This is a genomic window from Pedobacter sp. (genome assembly GCF_035566355.1).
Taxonomy (GTDB): Bacteria; Bacteroidota; Bacteroidia; order Sphingobacteriales; family Sphingobacteriaceae; genus Pedobacter.
On sequence record NZ_DATMRL010000726.1, the window covers coordinates 16,204 to 35,301 of the forward strand.

A 19,098-nucleotide genomic window follows, 5' to 3' on the forward strand; every position below is an offset into this window, starting at 1 on the left:
GCGTTTATTTCTTTTCGTTCTTGGTCCAGAGTTTTAATTCGTCGCAAGTACTATATTCCGGATCGATTTTTATATAAGTCGTTTCTCTGCGTTTTTCAAACCATTCGCTTAAGACCTTGTTGGTCTTTACCTCTTGTGCCTTTTCTTTAAACTTCACATAATCCTGATCTAAATTTCCCTTATGCGGCGGAATCTTAGATTTAAGAAGCAGGATCTTATAGCCATCCTTACCATCAGCTCCCGAAAAGAAATTTGGTTTGGAGACTTCACCAACTTTCATGGTATCGATTACCAGAAAGACTTTTGGATCCACTTTTTCTGCAGGGATAAAAGTAGTTCTTGCAGTTACGTTATCTGCGTACAGCATCATACCTCCGTTATACTTGGTTTCTTTGTTGTCTGAGTATAAAGAAGCAGCGGCAGAAAAAGGCAGTTTTTTGGTTACAATATTATTGTAGATACTATCTGCATGAAGTTTAACCCGATCCAAACTTGCAGGAGTGGTCTGCGGACGGATCAGAATATGTCTGGCATGGACTTGTTCACCCCTGCGCTCCAATACCTGTAAAATGTGATATCCAAATTCCGTTTCAAATACAGGTGAAACCTCTCCCGCCTTTAGCTTAAAAGCCCAGGCCGTAAATTCCTTTGCCATCATTGTCCGGTCAAAGAAGCCCAGATCACCACCTTCTGACGCAGATCCGGGATCCTCAGAATATGTTTTTGCCAGGAAGCCAAAGTCTTCACCACTCTTCACCCTTAGTCTGATGGCATCCAGTTTATCATAATATTTTTGTTTCTCCACTTTTGTCAGTTCCGGGTGGAGAACAATCTCACCGATTTCATATTCTGTGTTGATATCCGGTAAGCTGTCTGTTTTGTAAGTGTCAAAATATTTTTTTACTTCCAATGGCGTTACATTGACATTCTCTGTAATCTTTTGTTGCATCTTGTTTGCAATCAGGGCATCTTTGATGTCTGGTCTGATCTCATCTTTGTATTGCAGTACAGATTTGTTCAGAAATTGCTCTAAACGATCCTGTCCACCAGCACGCTGGATACTGGAACGCATCCTTCTGTCAACCTCATCATCAACCTGTTTGTCGTCCACCATCACAGAGTCAATCTCTGCTTGTTGTTTCAATAATTTTTGAACAAGCATTTGCTGCAGAATATAGCATTTCACGCCGTCTCCATTTGGATTACCTGAGTTCAGGTACTGGGCATATTGCTGGTTCAGTTCAGATAGCAGGATAATGTTGCCGCCAAGTACAGCAACAACCTTATCTATGTTCTTTTTCTGTGCCTGTACATTTAAAAACAAACAGAGTAATCCGCCTGCCATCAATAAAATTTTCTTCATTCTATTTTTTCAATTCAATTATTACGCTTTTGTAAAGCTGTTAACAGGAGCAATACCATTTAAAATTCAGCCAGTTAGGCTTTTCTTTTTACTGTGCTCTCTATCTGACAGATCTTTTTTAAAGCTATAAAAGTAATAAATAAAGGCACTATAATGAGATATTTAACTAATTTTAACAGAAAAATGATTCCCTCTAAAAAGGACCACTAATGGCAGAGCAACTTACAAGCAATAACGAAGCACTCAGGCTATTTTTTACAGACGATGTTTACCTGATCGCTAACGAAGAAATAAAGGTTTCCGAAACCGCTTCGGTGGAAAGCCTGCCTGCACCCACGCAGCATATAAAAGACGAAGCAGTTTCTGTTCCGGCAGAGGTTCAACCGGTAAAAAAGCAAAAGCGCGATTTTACTCACCTGGGGAAAAATGCGAAAAACATTCTGATCCTTGTTTCTGATCCTGTAAACCAGGTGAGTACAGAAGAGGGCAGAGAGTTGCTCCGCAAAATTGTAAAAGCCATAGACCTTTCCGCGGCAGATTTTGCACTGGTTAATTGTTCGGCCTATGCAGATGCTGATTTTGAAGAATTGCAAACCTTTTTTAAACCACGTTTGATGCTCTCCTTTGGCGTGTTGCCGGAAGCGCTCGGGCTTGCTGCTCAACCACAAAATAGCGTAGTTAAACACGAAGGTATAACACTGGTCTTTTCTTCTGAATTGCAGGCCCTATCAGAAGACATGAATGGTAAGAAAGCACTTTGGGGGAGTTTAAAACAACTTAATATTTCATGAGAGAACTCGTCTTTGCAACCAATAATCAACATAAAACAGAAGAGGTCAGACGCCTGTTAGAAGGTCAGTATACCGTTTTAAACTTGTCCGATATCGGATGTACAACTGACATCCCCGAAACCGGTCATACATTTGCTGAAAATGCGGAACTAAAAACAGCATATGTCGTGGAACATTATCAGCTCGATTGCTTTGCAGATGACAGCGGCCTGGAAGTTGAAGCGCTGAATCAAGAGCCTGGAATTTATTCGGCCAGATATGCAGGGCAACGTGGTGATGCCGAAAATCTCCAGCTTGTCCTTCAAAAAATGGAAGGGCAAAACAACAGGAAGGCGCGCTTCAGAACAGTGATCTCTCTGGTCCAAAACCAAACCAAACACCTGTTTGAAGGGGTTATAGAAGGGACACTTCGGGAAGAGGCCTCAGGCGCACAAGGATTTGGATATGATCCGATCTTTGAGCCTAATGGCTACAACATTACCTTTGCAGAAATGAGTATGGCAGAAAAGAATGAGATCAGCCACCGCGCCCAGGCGATGAAGAAACTTATTGCTTTTTTAAAGGCGCAGGCTTAGCTGTAGAATCTGGCTTAACCTGTTGTGGAGGAATAACTGCCGGTACTTTCAGGGTGCTGTCAGATAAGGCTTTCTTAACGGTTTCCTTTACTTCCTTTTTTACACCATCAGGAACTTTGCCTGCCTGTTTTGCAACTTCACTAACGACTTTATCCTTAATGGTCGTTTTCTTTGGATCTGGTGCTTTTGGCTTTCGGACAATGGGACGTATGATATCAGCCTTTGAAAGCGGGCGAAGTTCAGGTTTCCATATAAATCCGGTCAGCAGAACTTCTTCTTTAACTTCTGCAACAGGGGTGGTTGTTCCCTCCACATCTTTTATCGGTACAATTTCATAGATTTCATTCTCCTTAAAGATGATCTTGATCCGACTGCTGATGGTCCGGTTCATCTTATCGTAATCTCCCTTGTCTGTCTTTGTAAAATAAGCACTTTCTGCGTTTCCGTCTACATACATGGTATTCAGCTTCCCATCTTTAAAAAAGCCGGTCATCAGCCGCCCTTTAATCTGGTTGAACTTCGTTGAATCTTTATACACATTCACGGTAAATGCATTTTGGAGCACTTGAACTGCATTTATTTTTTTATTCCTCATATGTACATATAAGGTGTCGCCGGTTTGCTGGGAGCCGTCAGACCACAGAATAGGGTGGTAGTACCACCTTAAAGTAGAATCCGCACTGGTATAAAATAGGGAATCGGCCTTAGCCTGCATATTGGTCTTAAAAACCCTTACTTTATGATAAGCCTTGATGATACGGGCTTTTACCGTATCCAGCGGGTTTATTTTAATCGTGTCCTTAAGCGCAAGGGTCTTTATTGCGGTTTTCTGCCCACTGGCAACGATCTTTGGCAAACCCGGTTTCTTCCCGTCGGTATGTACAGAATCTTTCTTGAGTACCGCTTTTTTGAGACTGGCCGTACTTTTAAAGACCAGCAGTCCGGAAAGCTTTTCTACTTGTTCAATAGTTTGCTCTGTAGACTTGTAAAGTTTAATGCCTCCTTTTTTTGGCGGACTTTTCTTTTGTACCGATACAGATTGGGCGGGTCTGGCAGTGGAAGGCAAACCTGCGGCACCCTTTTCAGTGGGGGCTTTATTTTTTGGCTTCTCCTCCCCAACTTCATTGTCTTTCTTAATGATGGGTAAGGGGAGTAATTTTAAGAGTTGACGCAATACAACCTGAGTTTCCAGTGTATCGGCACCCATCCATAAGCTGTCTGGTCTTTTGATGTTTTTTACGGTGATAGAATCACTGGTGCCAAGACCTACATAAGCATTTTTGGTGACCAGGGTACGCTGATCAATTTTATAATAATAGCCCAGCTGGCCATACATCACTGTTTTATCTGTCGTATCCCTGAAAACAATATTTCTAACGGCTTTGCCATAACCTGCTGCACCATCGTAATAAAGACTATCTCCTTTAAGGGATCTGCTTCCGGAAGTATAGAGGTTTTTCTTGCCAAAATAGGCATATTGGGTTTTCGTATTGTAAGCACCATTCTCAGTATACAGGTTATCGTCTTTCCCAAGGATATTTGTAGGGCCATAAAAATAAGTCCAGTTGGTCAGTGTATTGTAGCGGAGCGTATCTGACTTAATGGTCGTCTGTGGTGTAACTGCCACTACATTGTACCTAAAATAGGCGTCCCGGCTGCCTGCAAAATAGTAACCGTTTTTACTGGTCAGGGTAACATCCTTGTTTACAATCTTTCCACCGGTTACATAGGTTCCAACCTTTGTAGCCATATTATAATCCAGTATATTGGTGGTCAGTACAGATTCCCGGTCCAGCAGGCGAACATTGCTGGTCAGGTGGGCCATTTTGGTATTCCCGTCATAAGTCAGAAAATCAGAATAGATATTCACAGTATCGGCCTGATTGATATGGACATTATTGTAGGCCTCGAAAACGTTTTTTTCCTCGTAAAAAACAGCACTGTCACAGGTCAGGATGGCATTGTCCTGTCTGAAAACCGGTTTTCTCAAATAAGAAATTTTGGTTTTATTCATAACCGTAGCATGTTCAGAACGATCCAGAAAGATTTTGGTCCTCTGCTGAGCAAGTAAAGACACAGGCAAAAGGGCAATCAGTAAGATGAAAAAAAGTAATTTCCGCACTTTACAAAGTTAGTTGTTTGCTTACCATATAAATTAATATTTTTGAAAGATGTTTCCTCTGCAAAAATTTCAGGACTATATCGTCCAAAATTCACTACTGTCTGGCAATGAAAAAGTATTGCTAACGGTTAGCGGAGGAAAAGACTCTGTGCTTATGGCACATTTGTTTAAACTCTCCGGTTGTGATTTTGGTATTGCCCACTGTAATTTTAATTTGCGTGGACAGGAATCACAAAGGGACGAGGCCTTTGTCAGAATGCTGGCATCGCAGCTGGAAGTTCCCTTTTATGTAGTTCATTTTGAGACCAAGGCCTACGCTGAAGAACATAAGATATCGACACAGATGGCTGCCAGGGAGTTGAGGTACACTTGGTTTGAAAAGCTGAGGGTTCAGGAAGATTATCAACTAATTGCCGTAGCACATCACCAGAATGATGCGGTTGAAACCGTATTACTTAATCTTACACGGGGGACGGGTATCGCCGGGCTTCATGGTATTTTGCCGAGAAGAGGTTTCCTGATCCGGCCAATGCTTTGCCTTTCCAGCGAAGAAATTGAGGAAGCAATTGTGCTAAATCATCTCTCCTATGTAGAAGACAGCTCTAATGCTTCAGATAAATATGCCAGGAACAAAATCAGGCAAAAGGTCATTCCGCAGTTGAAGGCAATAAATCCAAACCTGGAGGAAACCTTCGAACACAACATCCGGCGTTTTGCCGAAGCCGAGATGGTCTTGCAGCAAAGGGTACTGCAAGTTCAAAAGGAAATCTGTAAAACAGAGGGAGCTGCGGTGCTGGTCGACCTGGAAAGCATCGGTAATCTGGTACCGCAAAGGCTGCTTTTTTTTGAGATCCTGAAAACCTATCATTTTACCGAAAAAGTAACAGATGATATTTTACAGTCCCTTGATCACCAAAGCGGGCGGTCCTTTTACAGTATAAGCCATAGGGCAACACTGGACAGGGGAAAACTGATGATTACGGAACACACTGGCGCAATGGTTCAGGAAGCTGTTCTGATCCATCCGCATGATCAAAAGGCCGTCATGGCAAATCAGGTGATCGAGATCACCTATACAGATAACATCAATTTTGAAAAAGAGAAGTTTAAAGCTTTTGCCGATGCTGGGAAGCTCATATACCCCCTGATCCTTCGGAAATGGGAGTATGGCGACCGTTTTATGCCGCTTGGGATGAAGACTCTTAAAAAAATAAGCGATTTTTTCATTGATGAAAAAGTGCCGCTGCCACTAAAAGATCAGGTCCCTGTATTGGTAAATGGGAATGGAGAGCTGATCTGGATTGCAGGAATGAGACAAGACAATAGATATAAATTAACCACTGCTACAAAAAAAGTAGCTATATTCGAATTGAAAATAAGCTAATGGGAAACAGGTACGCATTTCTGGAAAAGCAATATATAGGCAGGGATTATATTCGGATCTGCATCCGGCTGGTGATGGCAGCATTTTGCTTTGCAGCCTATGTTTACGAAAGGGACCGGGACAATACACAAGATCTTTTTCTGATTGTAGGCTTTGGCATCATTGGCATTTCCATTATTTTACTGTTTCTCATTCAGTACAAGACTGTCATTAACAATAAAAGTATTGTTATTGATGGGCTTTGGACAGCTAAAAAAGTAAAGATCGATCTGAACAGCATTGTTAAAGTACGTAAAGACACTTATAGCAATTACCTGTTCAATAACCCTGTCTATAATCTGCACCGCAAAGGAAGTATTCGTTTTTATTCTTCCGGAAAAGATGCCATTGTACTCACAGACCGTGATGGACTAGAATACTATATTGGCACACAACGACCTAACGAAATGTACCTGGTCATCCAGGAAGAGATGAAAGGATAATTCAGGCTATACGAAATAATTGCAATTGTTTAACACAAAGCTCAGTTTAAGTATTGTACTTTGCAGTTCAAAACAAAACCCATTCTGTGCCTGTTTTTTTTGATGTAAATCAGGGCAGAAGGCTAACAATAAACAATTATATACAAATGAAGATAGGTATAGTTTGTTACCCAACTTTTGGCGGCAGCGGTGTCGTGGCCACTGAACTTGGTAAGGCTCTGGCCGATGAAGGGCACCAGGTTCACTTCATTACCTACAGCCAACCCGCGCGTTTAGATTTTTTCTCTGCCAATTTATTTTATCATGAAGTATCTGTAAGAGATTACCCTTTATTTGACTATGCACCATATGAATCTGCACTGGCCAGTAAGCTGGTAGATGTGGTCAGGTTTGAGAAACTGGATATTCTGCATGTACATTACGCCATACCGCATGCTTCCGCTGCCTTTATGGCCAAGCAGATTCTGGCTACCTACGGGATCAATATTCCGTTTGTAACGACACTTCATGGTACAGATATCACGCTGGTTGGTAAAGACCCAACCTATAAACCGGTAGTTACCTTTTCCATCAATCAATCGGACGGCATTACAACTGTTTCACAGGATTTAAAAGAAGATACACTGAAGCACTTCGACATCACCGGTGAAATTAAGGTAATTCCGAATTTCATAGATTTTGAACGCTTCAGTTTGAAACCAAAAGATCATTTCAAGAAGGCTATTGCCCCCAATAATGAGCGCATCCTGATTCATACCTCCAATTTCAGAAAGGTAAAAAGAACCGGAGATGTGATCCTCATGTTTCAAAAAATCCAGGAAAAGATCCCATCAAAATTATTGATGGTTGGAGATGGTCCTGAACGCGTTTATAATGAACAGTTGTGCAGGAATCTGGGGATTTGTGACCATGTTCGTTTCCTGGGTAAGCAAGATGCTGTAGAAGAAATTCTTTCCGTATCCGACCTCTTCCTGATGCCTTCAGAATCTGAAAGCTTTGGGCTGGCAGCTTTAGAAGCGATGGCCTGTAAAGTGCCAATAATTACATCTAACTCCGGAGGTTTACCAGAGCTTAATGTGGATGGCTTCTGCGGATATATGAGCAATGTTGGCGATGTGGAAGATATGGCAGCTAATGCCATCAAGATCCTGGAGAATGATACCGTGCTGAATCAGTTTAAAGAGAACGCATTTAGACGCGCACAGGATTTTGATTTGAAAAAGATCCTGCCTATATACATAGATTACTACAACGCAATTATAGAAAAGCAGCACAAGCCGGTTGTTTTGTAAACAACCTCTTATAAATTTTTATGTAAAGAAGAAGGCCGGTCTCAAACCGGCCTTCTTCTTTATAAGCATAGAATTAGTTGATCGGTGTAAATACCAAACAAACCGGTGAACCTACTTCAATACGTTTACCCGTATCTTTAAGTTCTCCTGTTGCCTTATTCCTTTTAAAAATAACAATGTTATTGGTGTACTGATGGCCGATCAATAGATAATTGCCACTTGGATCTATAGCAAAGTTGCGGGGGCCCTTGCCTTCAGTACTGATTCTGGAAACAAAGTTCAGTTTTCCAGTAGACAGAATAGAAAAAACAGAAATGCTGTTGGCATCCCCACGGTTGCTCTGGTATAAAAACTTGCCATCAGGCGATACATGAATATCTGCTCCATCAATTCTTCCCTTAAAGTCGGGATCTGTTGTGCCAATCTCCTGAATCTTATTCAGGTTTCCATTGCTGTACACAAATGCGGTAATGCTGCCATTAAATTCATGTGTCAGGTAGGCAAACCTTCCGTTTGGACTGAAGGTTAGATGTCTTGGTCCACTTCCGGCATTGGTTTTCAATACCGTTTTAATGGATAATAAACGGTCTTTAGAAGCCGGATTGTAACTATATACATAAATCTGGTCTTCACCCAGGTCATTGCAGATCAGGTATTTTTTATCAGGTGTAAACTGAACCATATGAACATGGGCGCTTTCCTGTCTTTTTTCTGGATCTATGCTTTTACCCGTATGCTGTATGATTTGCTTCGGTCCGGTTAAAGTACCATCCGCATTTCTCCCAAATACAGCGAGGCTTCCGCCACTATAATTGGCCACTACCACATTTTTATTGTCAGCAGTAATATAGCATGGATCTGCACCGTGGCTGTCCTGTTTGTTTAAGAAAGTAAGTTTACCGGAATAAGAATTGAAACCAAAGGCGCTTACTGTACTGGCCGCTCCGGTTTCATTTACACTGTATACAAACTTTCTGTCTGGAGCAACCGTCAGATAGCTGGGGTTTGCAATGCCTTTAGTAATACTTTTAAGGCGGGTTGTTCCGCTAAAAGTATGAAAATTATAAGTATAGATCCCTTCACTCTTGCCTGCTGTGTTTGTGTATGTTCCAACCAAAAGGTTGTAATTTGCTTTTTGGGCCTGGACATGAAAAGTAAACAAAAGTACAGACAACAGGGAAAGGATCTTTTTCATAAATTATAATTTAAATTATTTGATCAGGTGTTTGATCTGGATCAGCTCATGCTCTTCCAGATAGCGCCATCTTCCGCGGGGAAGATCTTTTTTGGTCAGGTTTCCGTAAACCACGCGGTCCAGTTTTACTACATCGTAACCCAGATGTTCAAAAATCCGGCGAACAATTCTGTTCTTTCCGCTATGAATCTGGATGCCAACTTCGCGTTTACTACCGCCGGCAACGTAAGATACACTGTCCGGTTTTATAATTCCATCCTCCAGTTCCAATCCAAACTGAATTTTGTTCAGATCTCCCTGACTTAAAGCACGGCTCAGTTCTACATGGTAGATCTTGGTGATGCCATTTTTAGGATGAGCAAGTTTATCTGCAAGATCACCATCATTGGTCATCAGCAACAAACCCGTTGTATTTCTATCTAAGCGTCCAACAGGATAGATGCGTTCTCTACTGGCTTTTTCCACCAGTTGCATCACTGTACGTCTTTCCTGAGGATCGTCTGTTGTTGTAATATAATCTTTTGGCTTGTTCAGCAATACGTAAACCCTTTTTTCGCGTTTCAACAATTCTCCGTTGTAACGGATTGCATCTTTTGCAGGATCTACTTTATGGCCCAGTTCAGAAACCACTTCATTGTTTACTGTCACTACACCTGCTGCAATCAGCTCGTCTGCCTTACGGCGGGAACATATTCCTGAATTTGCAATATAACGGTTCAGACGGATCAGACCGTCATCTTTAGTTACCGGTGTTTTTCTTCCGCGAAGAACAGATTGTTTTTCACCACGGTCTGCAGGGTTTGACCTGAAATTCGGTCTTGCACCACTTTCATCTTCTCTTTTTCTAAAAGGACGGCTGTCTGTGCTCCTTGGGCTCTGACTTTTCTTGTCGTCAAATTTACGGTAAGGCTTTTCCTCTTTGTTGAAGCTGTCTTTTTTAATATAGCCTCTTCCTTTAGATTCCTTATCGTCACCGGTTCTTGGTTTAAAAGATTTGCTGTCTCCTTCTCTTGGCTTAAAAGAACGGCTATCGCCATCTCTTGAAGCTCGCGGTTTAAAGTCTCTATCACCGGTACTTTTTCCTGAGAATCCTTTGGATCCGCCGTCTTTCGATCTGAAAGATTTAGTGTCTCCGTCCCGTGTTGCTTTTGAATTAAAATCTCCTTCTCTGCGGGCTCCTGGCCTGAAGGATTTAGAATCACCCTCTCTTGGTGTTCTTGGTTTAAAATCTCCTTTTCCTTCCTTACTATCTTTGTCTCCGAATTTGCTCTTGCCCTTGTAAGTACTTTCTTCTCCACTTCTGCTCTTTCCAGCTGTGCTTCGGTTTCCCGGCTTGGACTTGTCATCCCGACTGTTCCTGTTGTTGTTTTTGATCATGATACGCTATTAACCACATAAAATATGCGGGGTACAAACTTAGGTAAAATTGCTTGTATTTACAATTTTAAGTGTCTGTGCACCGCAATTTTACGTTTTATTTGCAGAGATTCAGAACGATTATTCTTTCCTTTTGATTCCTGTAATATTACTCTTAATCACCTCCTTAACTTTCTATCATTTAAAGTGTTCCTGCCTTCCGCTCCGCGGTTCTTTTTTTCTCAGATATCCTTCCTTTTCCGGTCTTGGATGGAATGGAAAATCAGCCATTTTTGAACAATTTTTGACGCCAAAACTGACTTTGTCATTTAAATATTAAAATCGGCGCTGAGGGATGTTTAAACATCGATTTTTGAAGGTTGTTTTGTAATAGCTTGATAATTAGATAAATATACCGTATGTTTGCAGCCGTTTTATATTATTAACCAAAAAAAGGAGGAAAATGATAAAGAAACACATAATAACATGTACGATAATTTTAACATTATTGGTTATGGCAAAAGTGTTTGCTTACCACATGCCCCAAGCAGCAAAAAGTCTTTCAAAAGAAGAAACAACAACAAAAAATACAACACTTAAAAAAGAAGAGCCTGAATCAGAAAAGGCCAGTTTAAATTTTGCAGATGAAGCCCTTCCTGAGGGGGATCCCCGGGTAGAGAAAAAGATGAAGAGCACATTGGCAACTTTTTCTTACGCAAATTTACAAACCAATCGTTTACACCGGAAAGCGGTAGAATGGTTTCCGATTATTGAACCCATTTTAGAAGATTTTGGTATTCCAAACGATTTTAAATACGTTCCTCTGGTAGAGTCCGGATTACAGGAGGGTGTTTCTCCAAAAGGTGCAGCCGGTTTTTGGCAATTTATGCCAGGCACAGCACGTACCTATGGTTTAAAAGTAAACTCCAATGTAGATGAACGTAAGAATTTACGGAAATCCACCATTGCCGCCTGTAAATACATCAAAGAACTATATGGTGTATTCGGAAACTGGACCATGGTAGCTGCCGCATATAATGTAGGTGATAACCACATGAGAAAGCAGATGAACAAACAAAACCAGGATAATTATTTCAAAATGAAACTCAACCGCGAAACCGCAGGTTATGTGTACAAATTGATTTCCATGAAAGAAATTATGGAAGATCCTGCACGTTATGGCTACAGAGCACCAAGGGCACTGCTGGCTATGAATGCGGAGTAAAATAAGACAAAAAGACATGCAATTGGGTAAAGCCGGAATTTATTCCGGCTTTTTTTATTCCCTGATCTCAGGTGAAGCAGTTTACCTAAGGATTTTTGACAGTTTAAAGCCATATTTTTAAGTCAATTGTAAATCAGTTCAAAAACTTCCCTTTTGATAAAATTTTTAGCAATTTTGTGGCTGAAAATTTGCTGTCTTCTTAACGAAAAATCCTTTAGCAGTTTTAGATATATATATGAGTAAAAATACCGTTGACCTGGGTGAGCAAAAAGATGTAGAAGTATATGGCGCCAGGGTACATAATCTTAAAAATATTGATATCTCCTTCCCTAGAAATAAACTGGTTGTTATTACTGGTTTAAGTGGGAGCGGAAAATCCTCACTGGCATTTGATACCATCTATGCCGAAGGGCAGCGCCGCTATATGGAAACTTTTAGCGCTTATTCCCGCCAGTTTATGGGGGGGATGGAAAGACCTGATGTAGACAAAGTATCTGGTCTCAGCCCGGTTATTGCCATAGAACAAAAAACAACGAGTAAAAATCCACGCTCTACTGTCGGTACCATTACCGAGATCTACGATTTCATGCGTTTACTGTATGCACGTGTTGCAGATGCTTTCTCCTACAATACCGGAGAAAAGATGGAGCGCATGAGTGAAGATCAGATTGTAGAGAATATATTTAAAAAATACGATCACATGCCGGTCAATATCCTTGCCCCAGTGGTCAAAGGACGTAAAGGGCATTATCGCGAATTGTTTGAGCAAATCCGGAAACAAGGCTATGTGAAAGTACGCATAGACGGAGAAATCCAGGACCTTAGCCCAAAAATGCAGGTGGACCGTTATAAGATCCATGACATCGAGATTGTGATAGACCGGTTGATCATAGACCGTGAGGATAAAAAACGCTTGCTGGATTCTCTGCAAACTGCAATGAAAGCTGGTAAAGGAATTATTAAGATCAGCGATAAGGACAATAATGTTTCTCATTTCAGTCGCTACCTCATGTGTCCCACTACGGGAATTTCTTACGATGAACCTCAACCCAACAGTTTTTCCTTTAACTCGCCGTATGGCGCATGCGAGCGTTGTGATGGACTGGGCTATATTTTTGTCGTAGACAGGGAATCTGTTATCCCAAACCCTAAACTCAGTATTCTGAACGGGGGGCTTGCGCCTTTGGGTGAATACCGGGACATCTGGATGTTCCAGGTGCTAAAAGCGCTGGCTAAAAAATATAATTTTTCCCTTTCTGCACCAATTGAAAAGCTGGGCGAAGACATTATAAACATCATTCTGAACGGTACGCATGAGTTGCTTTCAGTGGCAGTAGAATATAATAAATGGAATGTACAAAATTACCAGATCACTTTTGACGGGGTGATCAAACTACTGGAAGAACAACAGGAGCGAAAAGGAGAAGGGGCCGTAGACGATATGGAGGCCTTCCGTAAACTAAAGACTTGTCCGGTATGTAACGGAGCACGTTTAAAGAAAGAGAGCCTGCATTTTAAGATTGATGGAAAAAACATTTTTGAAGTCTCGGAAATGGACATCAGCAGTATCAAAAACTGGTATACTGATCTTGAAGACCGTTTAAGTGAAAGACAAAATACCATCGCCAAAGAAATACTGAAAGAAATCCGGGCCAGGCTTGGCTTTTTGAGTGATGTAGGCTTGAATTATCTTTCCCTGGACAGAACGGCACGTACCTTGTCCGGAGGAGAAGCTCAGCGGATTCGCCTGGCCACGCAAATTGGCTCACAGCTGATGAACGTGATGTATATTCTTGATGAACCAAGCATAGGCCTGCATCAGCGGGACAACGAACGTTTGATCCATGCCTTGAAAAACCTGCGCGACCTGGGCAACACTGTATTGGTTGTAGAGCACGATAAAGATATGATTCTGGAAGCAGATCATGTGATTGATGTTGGCCCTGCTGCAGGTGTCAGAGGAGGTCAGATCGTTGCGCAAGGAACTCCGGAACAGATTTTAAAGTCCAACACCCTGACTGCAGCTTACCTTAACGGACAGAAAAAAATAGAAGTGCCCAAAAAACGCAGAAAAGGAACCGGACATAAATTATCCATTATCAAAGCCAGCGGGCATAACTTAAAAGATGTTTCTGTAGATTTTCCATTAGGTAAATTCATTGCCGTTACTGGCGTATCCGGAAGTGGAAAATCCAGTTTAATTACAGAAACTTTATATCCGATCCTAAACCACCACTTTTTCCGGGCCAAGAAGCATCCTCTTCCCTATGAAAAGATCAATGGATTAAAAGAAATAGATAAAGTAATCGAAATAGACCAGGCCCCAATTGGACGAACACCACGTTCTAACCCATCTACTTATACAGGGGTATTTTCAGACATCAGAAACCTGTATGTTCAGTTGCCGGAGGCAAAGATCCGTGGGTATAAACCCGGACGTTTCTCTTTCAATGTGAAAGGCGGCCGTTGCGAAACCTGTCAGGGTGCAGGAATGAAGGTGATCGAAATGAACTTTCTTCCGGATGTGCAGGTTCCCTGCGAAGAATGTGGTGGCAGAAGATATAACCGGGAAACACTGGAAGTTCGTTACCGTGGAAAATCCATTAGTGATGTGCTCGACATGAGTATTGAAGAGGCCTGCGACTTTTTTGAGAACATGCCTGCCATCTACCGTAAAATCAAAACACTTAAAGATGTTGGTTTAGGGTATATTACACTAGGTCAGTCTTCCACAACGCTGTCCGGCGGAGAGGCACAACGGGTGAAGCTCGCAACCGAGTTGTCTAAAAAAGATACGGGCAGAACTTTTTATATCCTGGATGAACCAACAACTGGCCTTCACTTTGAAGATATCAACGTACTGCTCGGTGTATTAAATGAGTTGGTGGAGAAAGGAAATACAGTACTGGTTATTGAGCACAACCTGGATGTGGTAAAAGTAGCAGACTGGGTCATCGATCTGGGAGAAGAAGGCGGTGCAGGCGGAGGAAAGATTATTTTTGAGGGTACTCCCGAAGGACTGATCCAAAATCCGATCAGCTTAACCGGGAAATTCCTTAAAAAGGAAATGGAGGCCTGATATGAAAATCGACCTGAACAATTACCTGCCAGACAAATCTGCACCCCAAAGCCTAAAAGACCAGCCTACCTGTCAATTGGTGAAGCCCTCGGCCATCAGGAAGATTTTTAAAGTAAGGCAATTGTTCAGTCATAAGGGAACCTACGGGCATGCCCTGATCCTAGCAGGTGCAGAACAGACCATGGGGGCTGCTATATTAAGTGCTAAAGGATGTCTTTATGCTGGTGCAGGTCTTACAACCCTATCCATACCTGAAAGTGGCTTAACGGCCTTGAATACGTGTCTGCCTGAAATGATGTACCTGGATAGAAAGGCTGCTGCAAAAGATCCGGAACTAAAACGCTATGAGTCTATTGCAATTGGCCCGGGCTTATCCACAGTTATGGCCAGCTTTGAGCTATTAACCCATTTGCTTGGGCAACAAAAGTCATTGATTATTGATGCCGACGCTTTAAATCTTTTAGCTGCACACCAGGAATGGATTCCTAAAATTCCTTCAGGCAGTATACTCACTCCTCATATGAAGGAGTTTGATCGTCTTTTTGGTGAGCATGATACTTGGTTTGAACGATTGAATACGGCAGTTAAAAAAGCAAAAGAACTGAATTGTCTGATCCTGCTAAAGAACCAGTACACATTTGTGGTTAACGAACAGGGTAAAATATTTGTCAATACAACTGGTAACCCGGCTATGGCTCAGGGGGGAATGGGGGATGTGCTGACCGGGATTCTTGCGGCTTATAGTGCTCAGGGATATCGTAATGAAGAAGCGGCACTACTGGCTTGTTATTTTCATGGGCTCTCTGGAGATAGTCTGGCAGAAAAAGATTTTAATGTCACTGCATCGCAGGTGGCAGAACATTTACCGGAAGTTGTTAAAAAAACAATTTTTAGATAGATACCCCACCCATAGCAATCATTTGATTCATAGTCGGGCTTACACTTCCGCCACGTTTTTCCAATGTAACAGCAAAAGCTTGCGCACCACTTATTTCTTTCATATTGAGCAGAATATGCGCGGTGTCTGGCTTTACATCAAATACTCCAAGATCAACAGGTTTACCTTTAACCAAGGCCCAAAGCTGGTACTGGTGATTTTGATCATTGGCAGGTAAAGCCATTTTAGAATTGTCGACCATAACGTGCTTGCCAGTAGTATGCCAATAAACAACCATCTTAGCTGAGGGATCCATTTTTGTGCCGGCAAGTTTTACGGTTTTCCAATTTGGATCAGCAGGCATATCTGCTAGTTTTTGCAGGTCTGCTGTATTCTGTTTCATATAGCCTACCGTAGCTGCAAAGCTTTGGTTTTGTTTGTTCAGCGCCAGAATTTGATTTTGTGCTTCACTCAGTTCATGGCGCGCAGAATACAAAGCCACCAGACTGATCAGCAATAAAGCTGCACAGGCTGCCAGGGCAATTCTTAAAGATCTGATTCTGGAATCTTTTGCCAGAGTAACAAGAGGTGTCTGGATAGGGGCCGCAACTGTTTTGTCAGGCACTTGCATTACCGGAGAAGGCGCCTCTTCGGGAGTTTTCAGCAATTCAATGGCAGATAAAACCTTTAAATCGAGGCCTTCAGAAGGAAGAACAGCATTGCTTATGGCATAAGTTTCCATCGCAATTTCTATAGCCTCAATCTCCTTTCTGATCTCGGCATATTTTGCGGCCATACCTTCCACTTCTCCTTGCTCTTCAGCCGACAGCTGACCGAGAACGTAAAGTTCAAGTATACCCGATTCTATATATGCTCTAACCTCTTCCACTTTAATTAAAATTCTTTCTTAACTCCATGATCGCCATTCTGATCCGGGTCTTCACCGTCCCCAATGGCAAATCCAATTCCTCTGCTGCTTCAACATGTGTATATCCTCTGAAATAGACCATGTCCAGGACATGTTTAAATTCAGGTTTTAATGCGGTAACCAGATCCTTTAAACCCAGGATGTCCGCATTAAAGATTACTCTTGATTGCGCGTCGATGAAATCTACGTTATTTTCTATATCTTGGTTTTTACTGGTATTTCTAAAGTCTTTAGACCTGACCTTATCGATTGCCAGATTGCGGGCAATATTCATCATCCAGGTAAACAAACGACCTTTTGAAGCATCATATTGCTCTGCAGAATTCCATATTTTGACAAAGGTTTCCTGTAAAAGATCTTCAGCAATTTCCTGCTGCAGGACAATTCGGGAAATGACACCCAGTAATGCACCTGAATACATATCATAAAGCGCCTGTACAGCAATGGTCTCCCTGCTTTTAAGGGCAAGGACCAAATCTTCTTCAGACAATGATATTTTCTTCGAGGGTGCCAAACGGTTACTAATATAGTGATTCTATAACAAGAAGAAAATATTATTTGTTTGGGAGTTTAAAAACTAAACTCAGAAATCAAATAAGTGTTTTTCTGCATGATAAGAAGAGCGTACCAGCGGGCCGCTTTCCACATACCTTAAACCTTTAGCCAAACCAATTTCTTTGTATTTTGCAAATTGATCCGGATGGATCCAGTCTACAACGGGGTGGTGATTTTTAGTAGGCTGTAAATATTGACCAAGCGTTAGGATATGGACTCCATTGGCAACCAGATCATCCATTGCTTCAAAAACATCATCTTCCGTTTCGCCAAGTCCAAGCATAATCCCTGTTTTTGTTCTGACCCCAAACTCAGATATTCTTTTTAAACACTCCAGACTTCTGTCGTATTTGGCTTGTATCCTTACTTGTCTTGTTAACCTCTTTACGGTTTCCATATTGTGAGAAACCACTTCAGGTCGTTCTTCCAGTACACGGTACAGATTATCCCATATCCCCCTGAAATCAGGAATTAAAGTTTCGAGTGTGGTATCCGGGCTCTCCCTGCGAATGGCTTGTAAGGTTTCCGCCCAGATGATAGAGCCCCCGTCTTTCAGGTCATCGCGGTCTACTGAAGTAATTACGCAATGTTTTACCTGCATCAGCTTTACTGAATTTGCTACGCGGTTTGGTTCATCAGTATCTACTGCAAGTGGTCTTCCGGTAGCCACGGCACAGAAAGAGCAGGAGCGGGTACAAATATTTCCCAAAATCATAAAGGTCGCTGTACCTGCACCCCAGCATTCACCCATATTCGGGCAATTGCCACTTTCACAGATGGTATGGAGTTTATGGGTATCAACTAAGCTGCGGACTTGCGCATACTCTTTACCTACAGGCAGCTTAACTCTAAGCCAGTCTGGTTTACGCTGTGTTTGGTTTGCTGAAACAACCGGTAGTTCGATCATGCTACAAAGTTAAGCAATAGGATTGAATTGTTATAAATATGAAATGTTTGTATGGTGTAATGTTCTGAAATGTCTAAATTTACCCTATGGCAACTTCAAAAATAACTTATAACGGTGGCTTAAGAACCACATCTGTACATTTACGTTCAGGAAATGAAATTATCACCGATGCGCCGGTAGACAATAAAGGAAAAGGGGAGGCTTTTTCTCCAACCGATCTTTTGGCAACTTCGTTGGGAAACTGTATGCTCACCATCGTTGGTATCGCTGCCCAGGAACATGGTTTTAACATAGATGGAGCTACTTGCGAGATCACCAAAATTATGGCAGAGAATCCAAGAAGGGTAGCTGAAATTGTGGTAGACTTCCAGTTTCCGGCAAACAACTATTCAGACAAAGACAAAAAGATCATTGAAAGGTCCGCTCATACCTGTCCTGTGGCGCAAAGCCTGCACCCTGACCTGAAAAAAACGGTAACCTTTAATTATTAATCACCTCGGCTACTTCTTCGGCAGAAATATCGCCATGAGAAGCATCCAGAATACAATCTCCGTCTTTGATCAGCAGGATCTGCGGAGATTCATGGTGAACCTGGAAAGTTTCAGCTATCTGCGCAGAAATGTCGCGATAGCTGATCAAATCTAAAAAGTAAAGAGCTGTGCCTTCAGGTAAGGCATCCCAATCCATCTCAAACCTTCTCTTGGCCATCATACTCACAGAACATCTTGTGCTGTGTTTAAAAATCAGGCTGTAACCGGTTTGTTTTTGTATTTCACTGATCTGAGTACCATCAGTTATATTTGTCCACTGCATCTATATCGTTGTTAAAATCAATAAAAGAAACCTATCCTCTCCTTTTACGGCCTTCCGGATAAGAACTATAAGCCGGGCATACCCGATTGGAACAGGCCTGCAGAACAGCTGTTGCAAACAGAACACCCAGGAGTAAGATCGCTACTTTCTTCAT

General features: G+C 41.9%; 17 protein-coding genes. 9 read left to right on the forward strand and 8 right to left on the reverse strand.

What is annotated here, in order from left to right; genetic code table 11:
• Positions 1 to 4: 4 nt before the first annotated feature.
• Positions 5 to 1,363 (reverse strand): peptidylprolyl isomerase, encoded by a 1,359-nt coding sequence (locus tag VNZ46_RS28465; RefSeq protein WP_325564943.1) that lies wholly within the window; start codon positions 1,361 to 1,363, stop codon positions 5 to 7.
• A gap of 209 nt (positions 1,364 to 1,572) precedes the next feature.
• Here VNZ46_RS28465 and VNZ46_RS28470 point away from each other — a divergent pair, with 209 nt between their 5' ends.
• Together VNZ46_RS28470 and VNZ46_RS28475 are read left to right on the forward strand one after the other, a co-directional pair.
• The gene (locus VNZ46_RS28470) at positions 1,573 to 2,154 is read left to right on the forward strand and encodes a hypothetical protein (protein ID WP_325564945.1); all 582 of its coding nucleotides are present in this window, start codon (positions 1,573 to 1,575) and stop codon (positions 2,152 to 2,154) included.
• A complete protein-coding gene (locus tag VNZ46_RS28475; RefSeq protein WP_325564947.1) occupies positions 2,151 to 2,729 on the forward strand; it encodes a non-canonical purine NTP diphosphatase in 579 nt (192 codons plus the stop codon). Before VNZ46_RS28470 ends, VNZ46_RS28475 begins: the two co-directional genes overlap by 4 nt.
• Here VNZ46_RS28475 and VNZ46_RS28480 read toward each other — a convergent pair.
• Entirely contained in the window at positions 2,701 to 4,851 is a 2,151-nt protein-coding gene (locus VNZ46_RS28480; RefSeq protein WP_325564949.1) for an OstA-like protein, read from the reverse strand. The two genes, VNZ46_RS28475 and VNZ46_RS28480, sit on opposite strands and share 29 nt — an antisense overlap.
• Before the next feature lie 49 nt (positions 4,852 to 4,900).
• Here VNZ46_RS28480 and tilS point away from each other — a divergent pair, with 49 nt between their 5' ends.
• The 3 genes from tilS (at position 4,901) to bshA (ending at position 8,009) form a co-directional block, all read left to right on the forward strand.
• Positions 4,901 to 6,235: a tRNA lysidine(34) synthetase TilS gene (tilS, locus tag VNZ46_RS28485; protein ID WP_325564951.1), complete on the forward strand. Its 1,335-nt coding sequence runs from the start codon at positions 4,901 to 4,903 to the stop codon at positions 6,233 to 6,235.
• Complete coding sequence (locus tag VNZ46_RS28490; RefSeq protein ID WP_133783285.1) at positions 6,235 to 6,717, forward strand: hypothetical protein; 483 nt, start codon at positions 6,235 to 6,237, stop codon at positions 6,715 to 6,717. The genes tilS and VNZ46_RS28490 overlap by 1 nt, the downstream gene beginning before the upstream one ends.
• A gap of 146 nt (positions 6,718 to 6,863) precedes the next feature.
• Positions 6,864 to 8,009 carry an N-acetyl-alpha-D-glucosaminyl L-malate synthase BshA gene (bshA, locus tag VNZ46_RS28495; RefSeq protein WP_199078325.1) on the forward strand — a complete coding sequence of 382 codons (1,146 nt, stop codon included), beginning with the start codon at positions 6,864 to 6,866 and terminating at the stop codon, positions 8,007 to 8,009.
• 73 nt (positions 8,010 to 8,082) lie between these two features.
• On the opposite strand, the gene VNZ46_RS28500 is transcribed toward bshA, so the two are convergent.
• Positions 8,083 to 9,204, reverse strand: a complete 1,122-nt coding sequence (locus VNZ46_RS28500) for a lactonase family protein (RefSeq protein WP_325564955.1) — start codon at positions 9,202 to 9,204, stop codon at positions 8,083 to 8,085.
• 15 nt (positions 9,205 to 9,219) lie between these two features.
• A complete protein-coding gene (locus tag VNZ46_RS28505; RefSeq protein WP_325564957.1) occupies positions 9,220 to 10,581 on the reverse strand; it encodes a pseudouridine synthase in 1,362 nt (453 codons plus the stop codon).
• A gap of 493 nt (positions 10,582 to 11,074) precedes the next feature.
• Between VNZ46_RS28505 and VNZ46_RS28510 the strand changes: the two genes are divergently transcribed.
• The 3 genes from VNZ46_RS28510 to VNZ46_RS28520 all read left to right on the forward strand — a co-directional run bounded on the left by VNZ46_RS28510 (position 11,075) and on the right by VNZ46_RS28520 (position 15,762).
• A complete protein-coding gene (locus VNZ46_RS28510) occupies positions 11,075 to 11,785 on the forward strand; it encodes a lytic transglycosylase domain-containing protein (protein WP_325564959.1) in 711 nt (236 codons plus the stop codon).
• Between the two features lie 235 nt (positions 11,786 to 12,020).
• Positions 12,021 to 14,864 (forward strand): excinuclease ABC subunit UvrA, encoded by a 2,844-nt coding sequence (gene uvrA / locus VNZ46_RS28515; protein WP_325564961.1) that lies wholly within the window; start codon positions 12,021 to 12,023, stop codon positions 14,862 to 14,864.
• A 1-nt stretch (position 14,865) separates the two neighbouring features.
• Positions 14,866 to 15,762: an NAD(P)H-hydrate dehydratase gene (locus VNZ46_RS28520; RefSeq protein WP_325564963.1), complete on the forward strand. Its 897-nt coding sequence runs from the start codon at positions 14,866 to 14,868 to the stop codon at positions 15,760 to 15,762.
• Here VNZ46_RS28520 and VNZ46_RS28525 read toward each other — a convergent pair.
• The 3 genes from VNZ46_RS28525 to lipA all read right to left on the reverse strand — a co-directional run bounded on the left by VNZ46_RS28525 (position 15,755) and on the right by lipA (position 18,131).
• On the reverse strand, positions 15,755 to 16,630 hold the full coding sequence (locus VNZ46_RS28525; protein WP_325564965.1) for an anti-sigma factor: 876 nt from the start codon (positions 16,628 to 16,630) through the stop codon (positions 15,755 to 15,757). The genes VNZ46_RS28520 and VNZ46_RS28525 overlap by 8 nt on opposite strands.
• 1 nt (position 16,631) lies before the next feature.
• Positions 16,632 to 17,159, reverse strand: a complete 528-nt coding sequence (locus tag VNZ46_RS28530; RefSeq protein ID WP_325564967.1) for an RNA polymerase sigma factor — start codon at positions 17,157 to 17,159, stop codon at positions 16,632 to 16,634.
• A 93-nt stretch (positions 17,160 to 17,252) separates the two neighbouring features.
• Positions 17,253 to 18,131, reverse strand: a complete 879-nt coding sequence (lipA, locus tag VNZ46_RS28535; RefSeq protein WP_325564969.1) for a lipoyl synthase — start codon at positions 18,129 to 18,131, stop codon at positions 17,253 to 17,255.
• 86 nt (positions 18,132 to 18,217) lie between these two features.
• Here lipA and VNZ46_RS28540 point away from each other — a divergent pair, with 86 nt between their 5' ends.
• Positions 18,218 to 18,622 carry an OsmC family protein gene (locus VNZ46_RS28540; protein ID WP_199079750.1) on the forward strand — a complete coding sequence of 135 codons (405 nt, stop codon included), beginning with the start codon at positions 18,218 to 18,220 and terminating at the stop codon, positions 18,620 to 18,622.
• On the opposite strand, the gene ytxJ is transcribed toward VNZ46_RS28540, so the two are convergent.
• Positions 18,612 to 18,944 carry a bacillithiol system redox-active protein YtxJ gene (gene ytxJ, locus VNZ46_RS28545; RefSeq protein WP_108556013.1) on the reverse strand — a complete coding sequence of 111 codons (333 nt, stop codon included), beginning with the start codon at positions 18,942 to 18,944 and terminating at the stop codon, positions 18,612 to 18,614. The two genes, VNZ46_RS28540 and ytxJ, sit on opposite strands and share 11 nt — an antisense overlap.
• Between the last annotated feature and the right edge of the window lie 154 nt (positions 18,945 to 19,098).

Bases quoted from the DNA above. Each gene is read 5' to 3' on its own strand.
- tilS (WP_325564951.1), top strand. From the start codon at position 4,901: ATGTTTCCTCTGCAAAAATTTCAGGACTATATCGTCCAAAATTCACTA.
- VNZ46_RS28475 (WP_325564947.1), top strand. From the start codon at position 2,151: ATGAGAGAACTCGTCTTTGCAACCAATAATCAACATAAAACAGAAGAG.
- VNZ46_RS28510 (WP_325564959.1), top strand. From the start codon at position 11,075: ATGGCAAAAGTGTTTGCTTACCACATGCCCCAAGCAGCAAAAAGTCTT.
- VNZ46_RS28465 (WP_325564943.1), bottom strand. From the start codon at position 1,363: ATGAAGAAAATTTTATTGATGGCAGGCGGATTACTCTGTTTGTTTTTA.
- VNZ46_RS28520 (WP_325564963.1), top strand. From the start codon at position 14,866: ATGAAAATCGACCTGAACAATTACCTGCCAGACAAATCTGCACCCCAA.
- uvrA (WP_325564961.1), top strand. From the start codon at position 12,021: ATGAGTAAAAATACCGTTGACCTGGGTGAGCAAAAAGATGTAGAAGTA.
- VNZ46_RS28470 (WP_325564945.1), top strand. From the start codon at position 1,573: ATGGCAGAGCAACTTACAAGCAATAACGAAGCACTCAGGCTATTTTTT.
- lipA (WP_325564969.1), bottom strand. From the start codon at position 18,131: ATGATCGAACTACCGGTTGTTTCAGCAAACCAAACACAGCGTAAACCA.
- VNZ46_RS28500 (WP_325564955.1), bottom strand. From the start codon at position 9,204: ATGAAAAAGATCCTTTCCCTGTTGTCTGTACTTTTGTTTACTTTTCAT.
- VNZ46_RS28490 (WP_133783285.1), top strand. From the start codon at position 6,235: ATGGGAAACAGGTACGCATTTCTGGAAAAGCAATATATAGGCAGGGAT.
- VNZ46_RS28540 (WP_199079750.1), top strand. From the start codon at position 18,218: ATGGCAACTTCAAAAATAACTTATAACGGTGGCTTAAGAACCACATCT.
- ytxJ (WP_108556013.1), bottom strand. From the start codon at position 18,944: ATGCAGTGGACAAATATAACTGATGGTACTCAGATCAGTGAAATACAA.
- bshA (WP_199078325.1), top strand. From the start codon at position 6,864: ATGAAGATAGGTATAGTTTGTTACCCAACTTTTGGCGGCAGCGGTGTC.
- VNZ46_RS28505 (WP_325564957.1), bottom strand. From the start codon at position 10,581: ATGATCAAAAACAACAACAGGAACAGTCGGGATGACAAGTCCAAGCCG.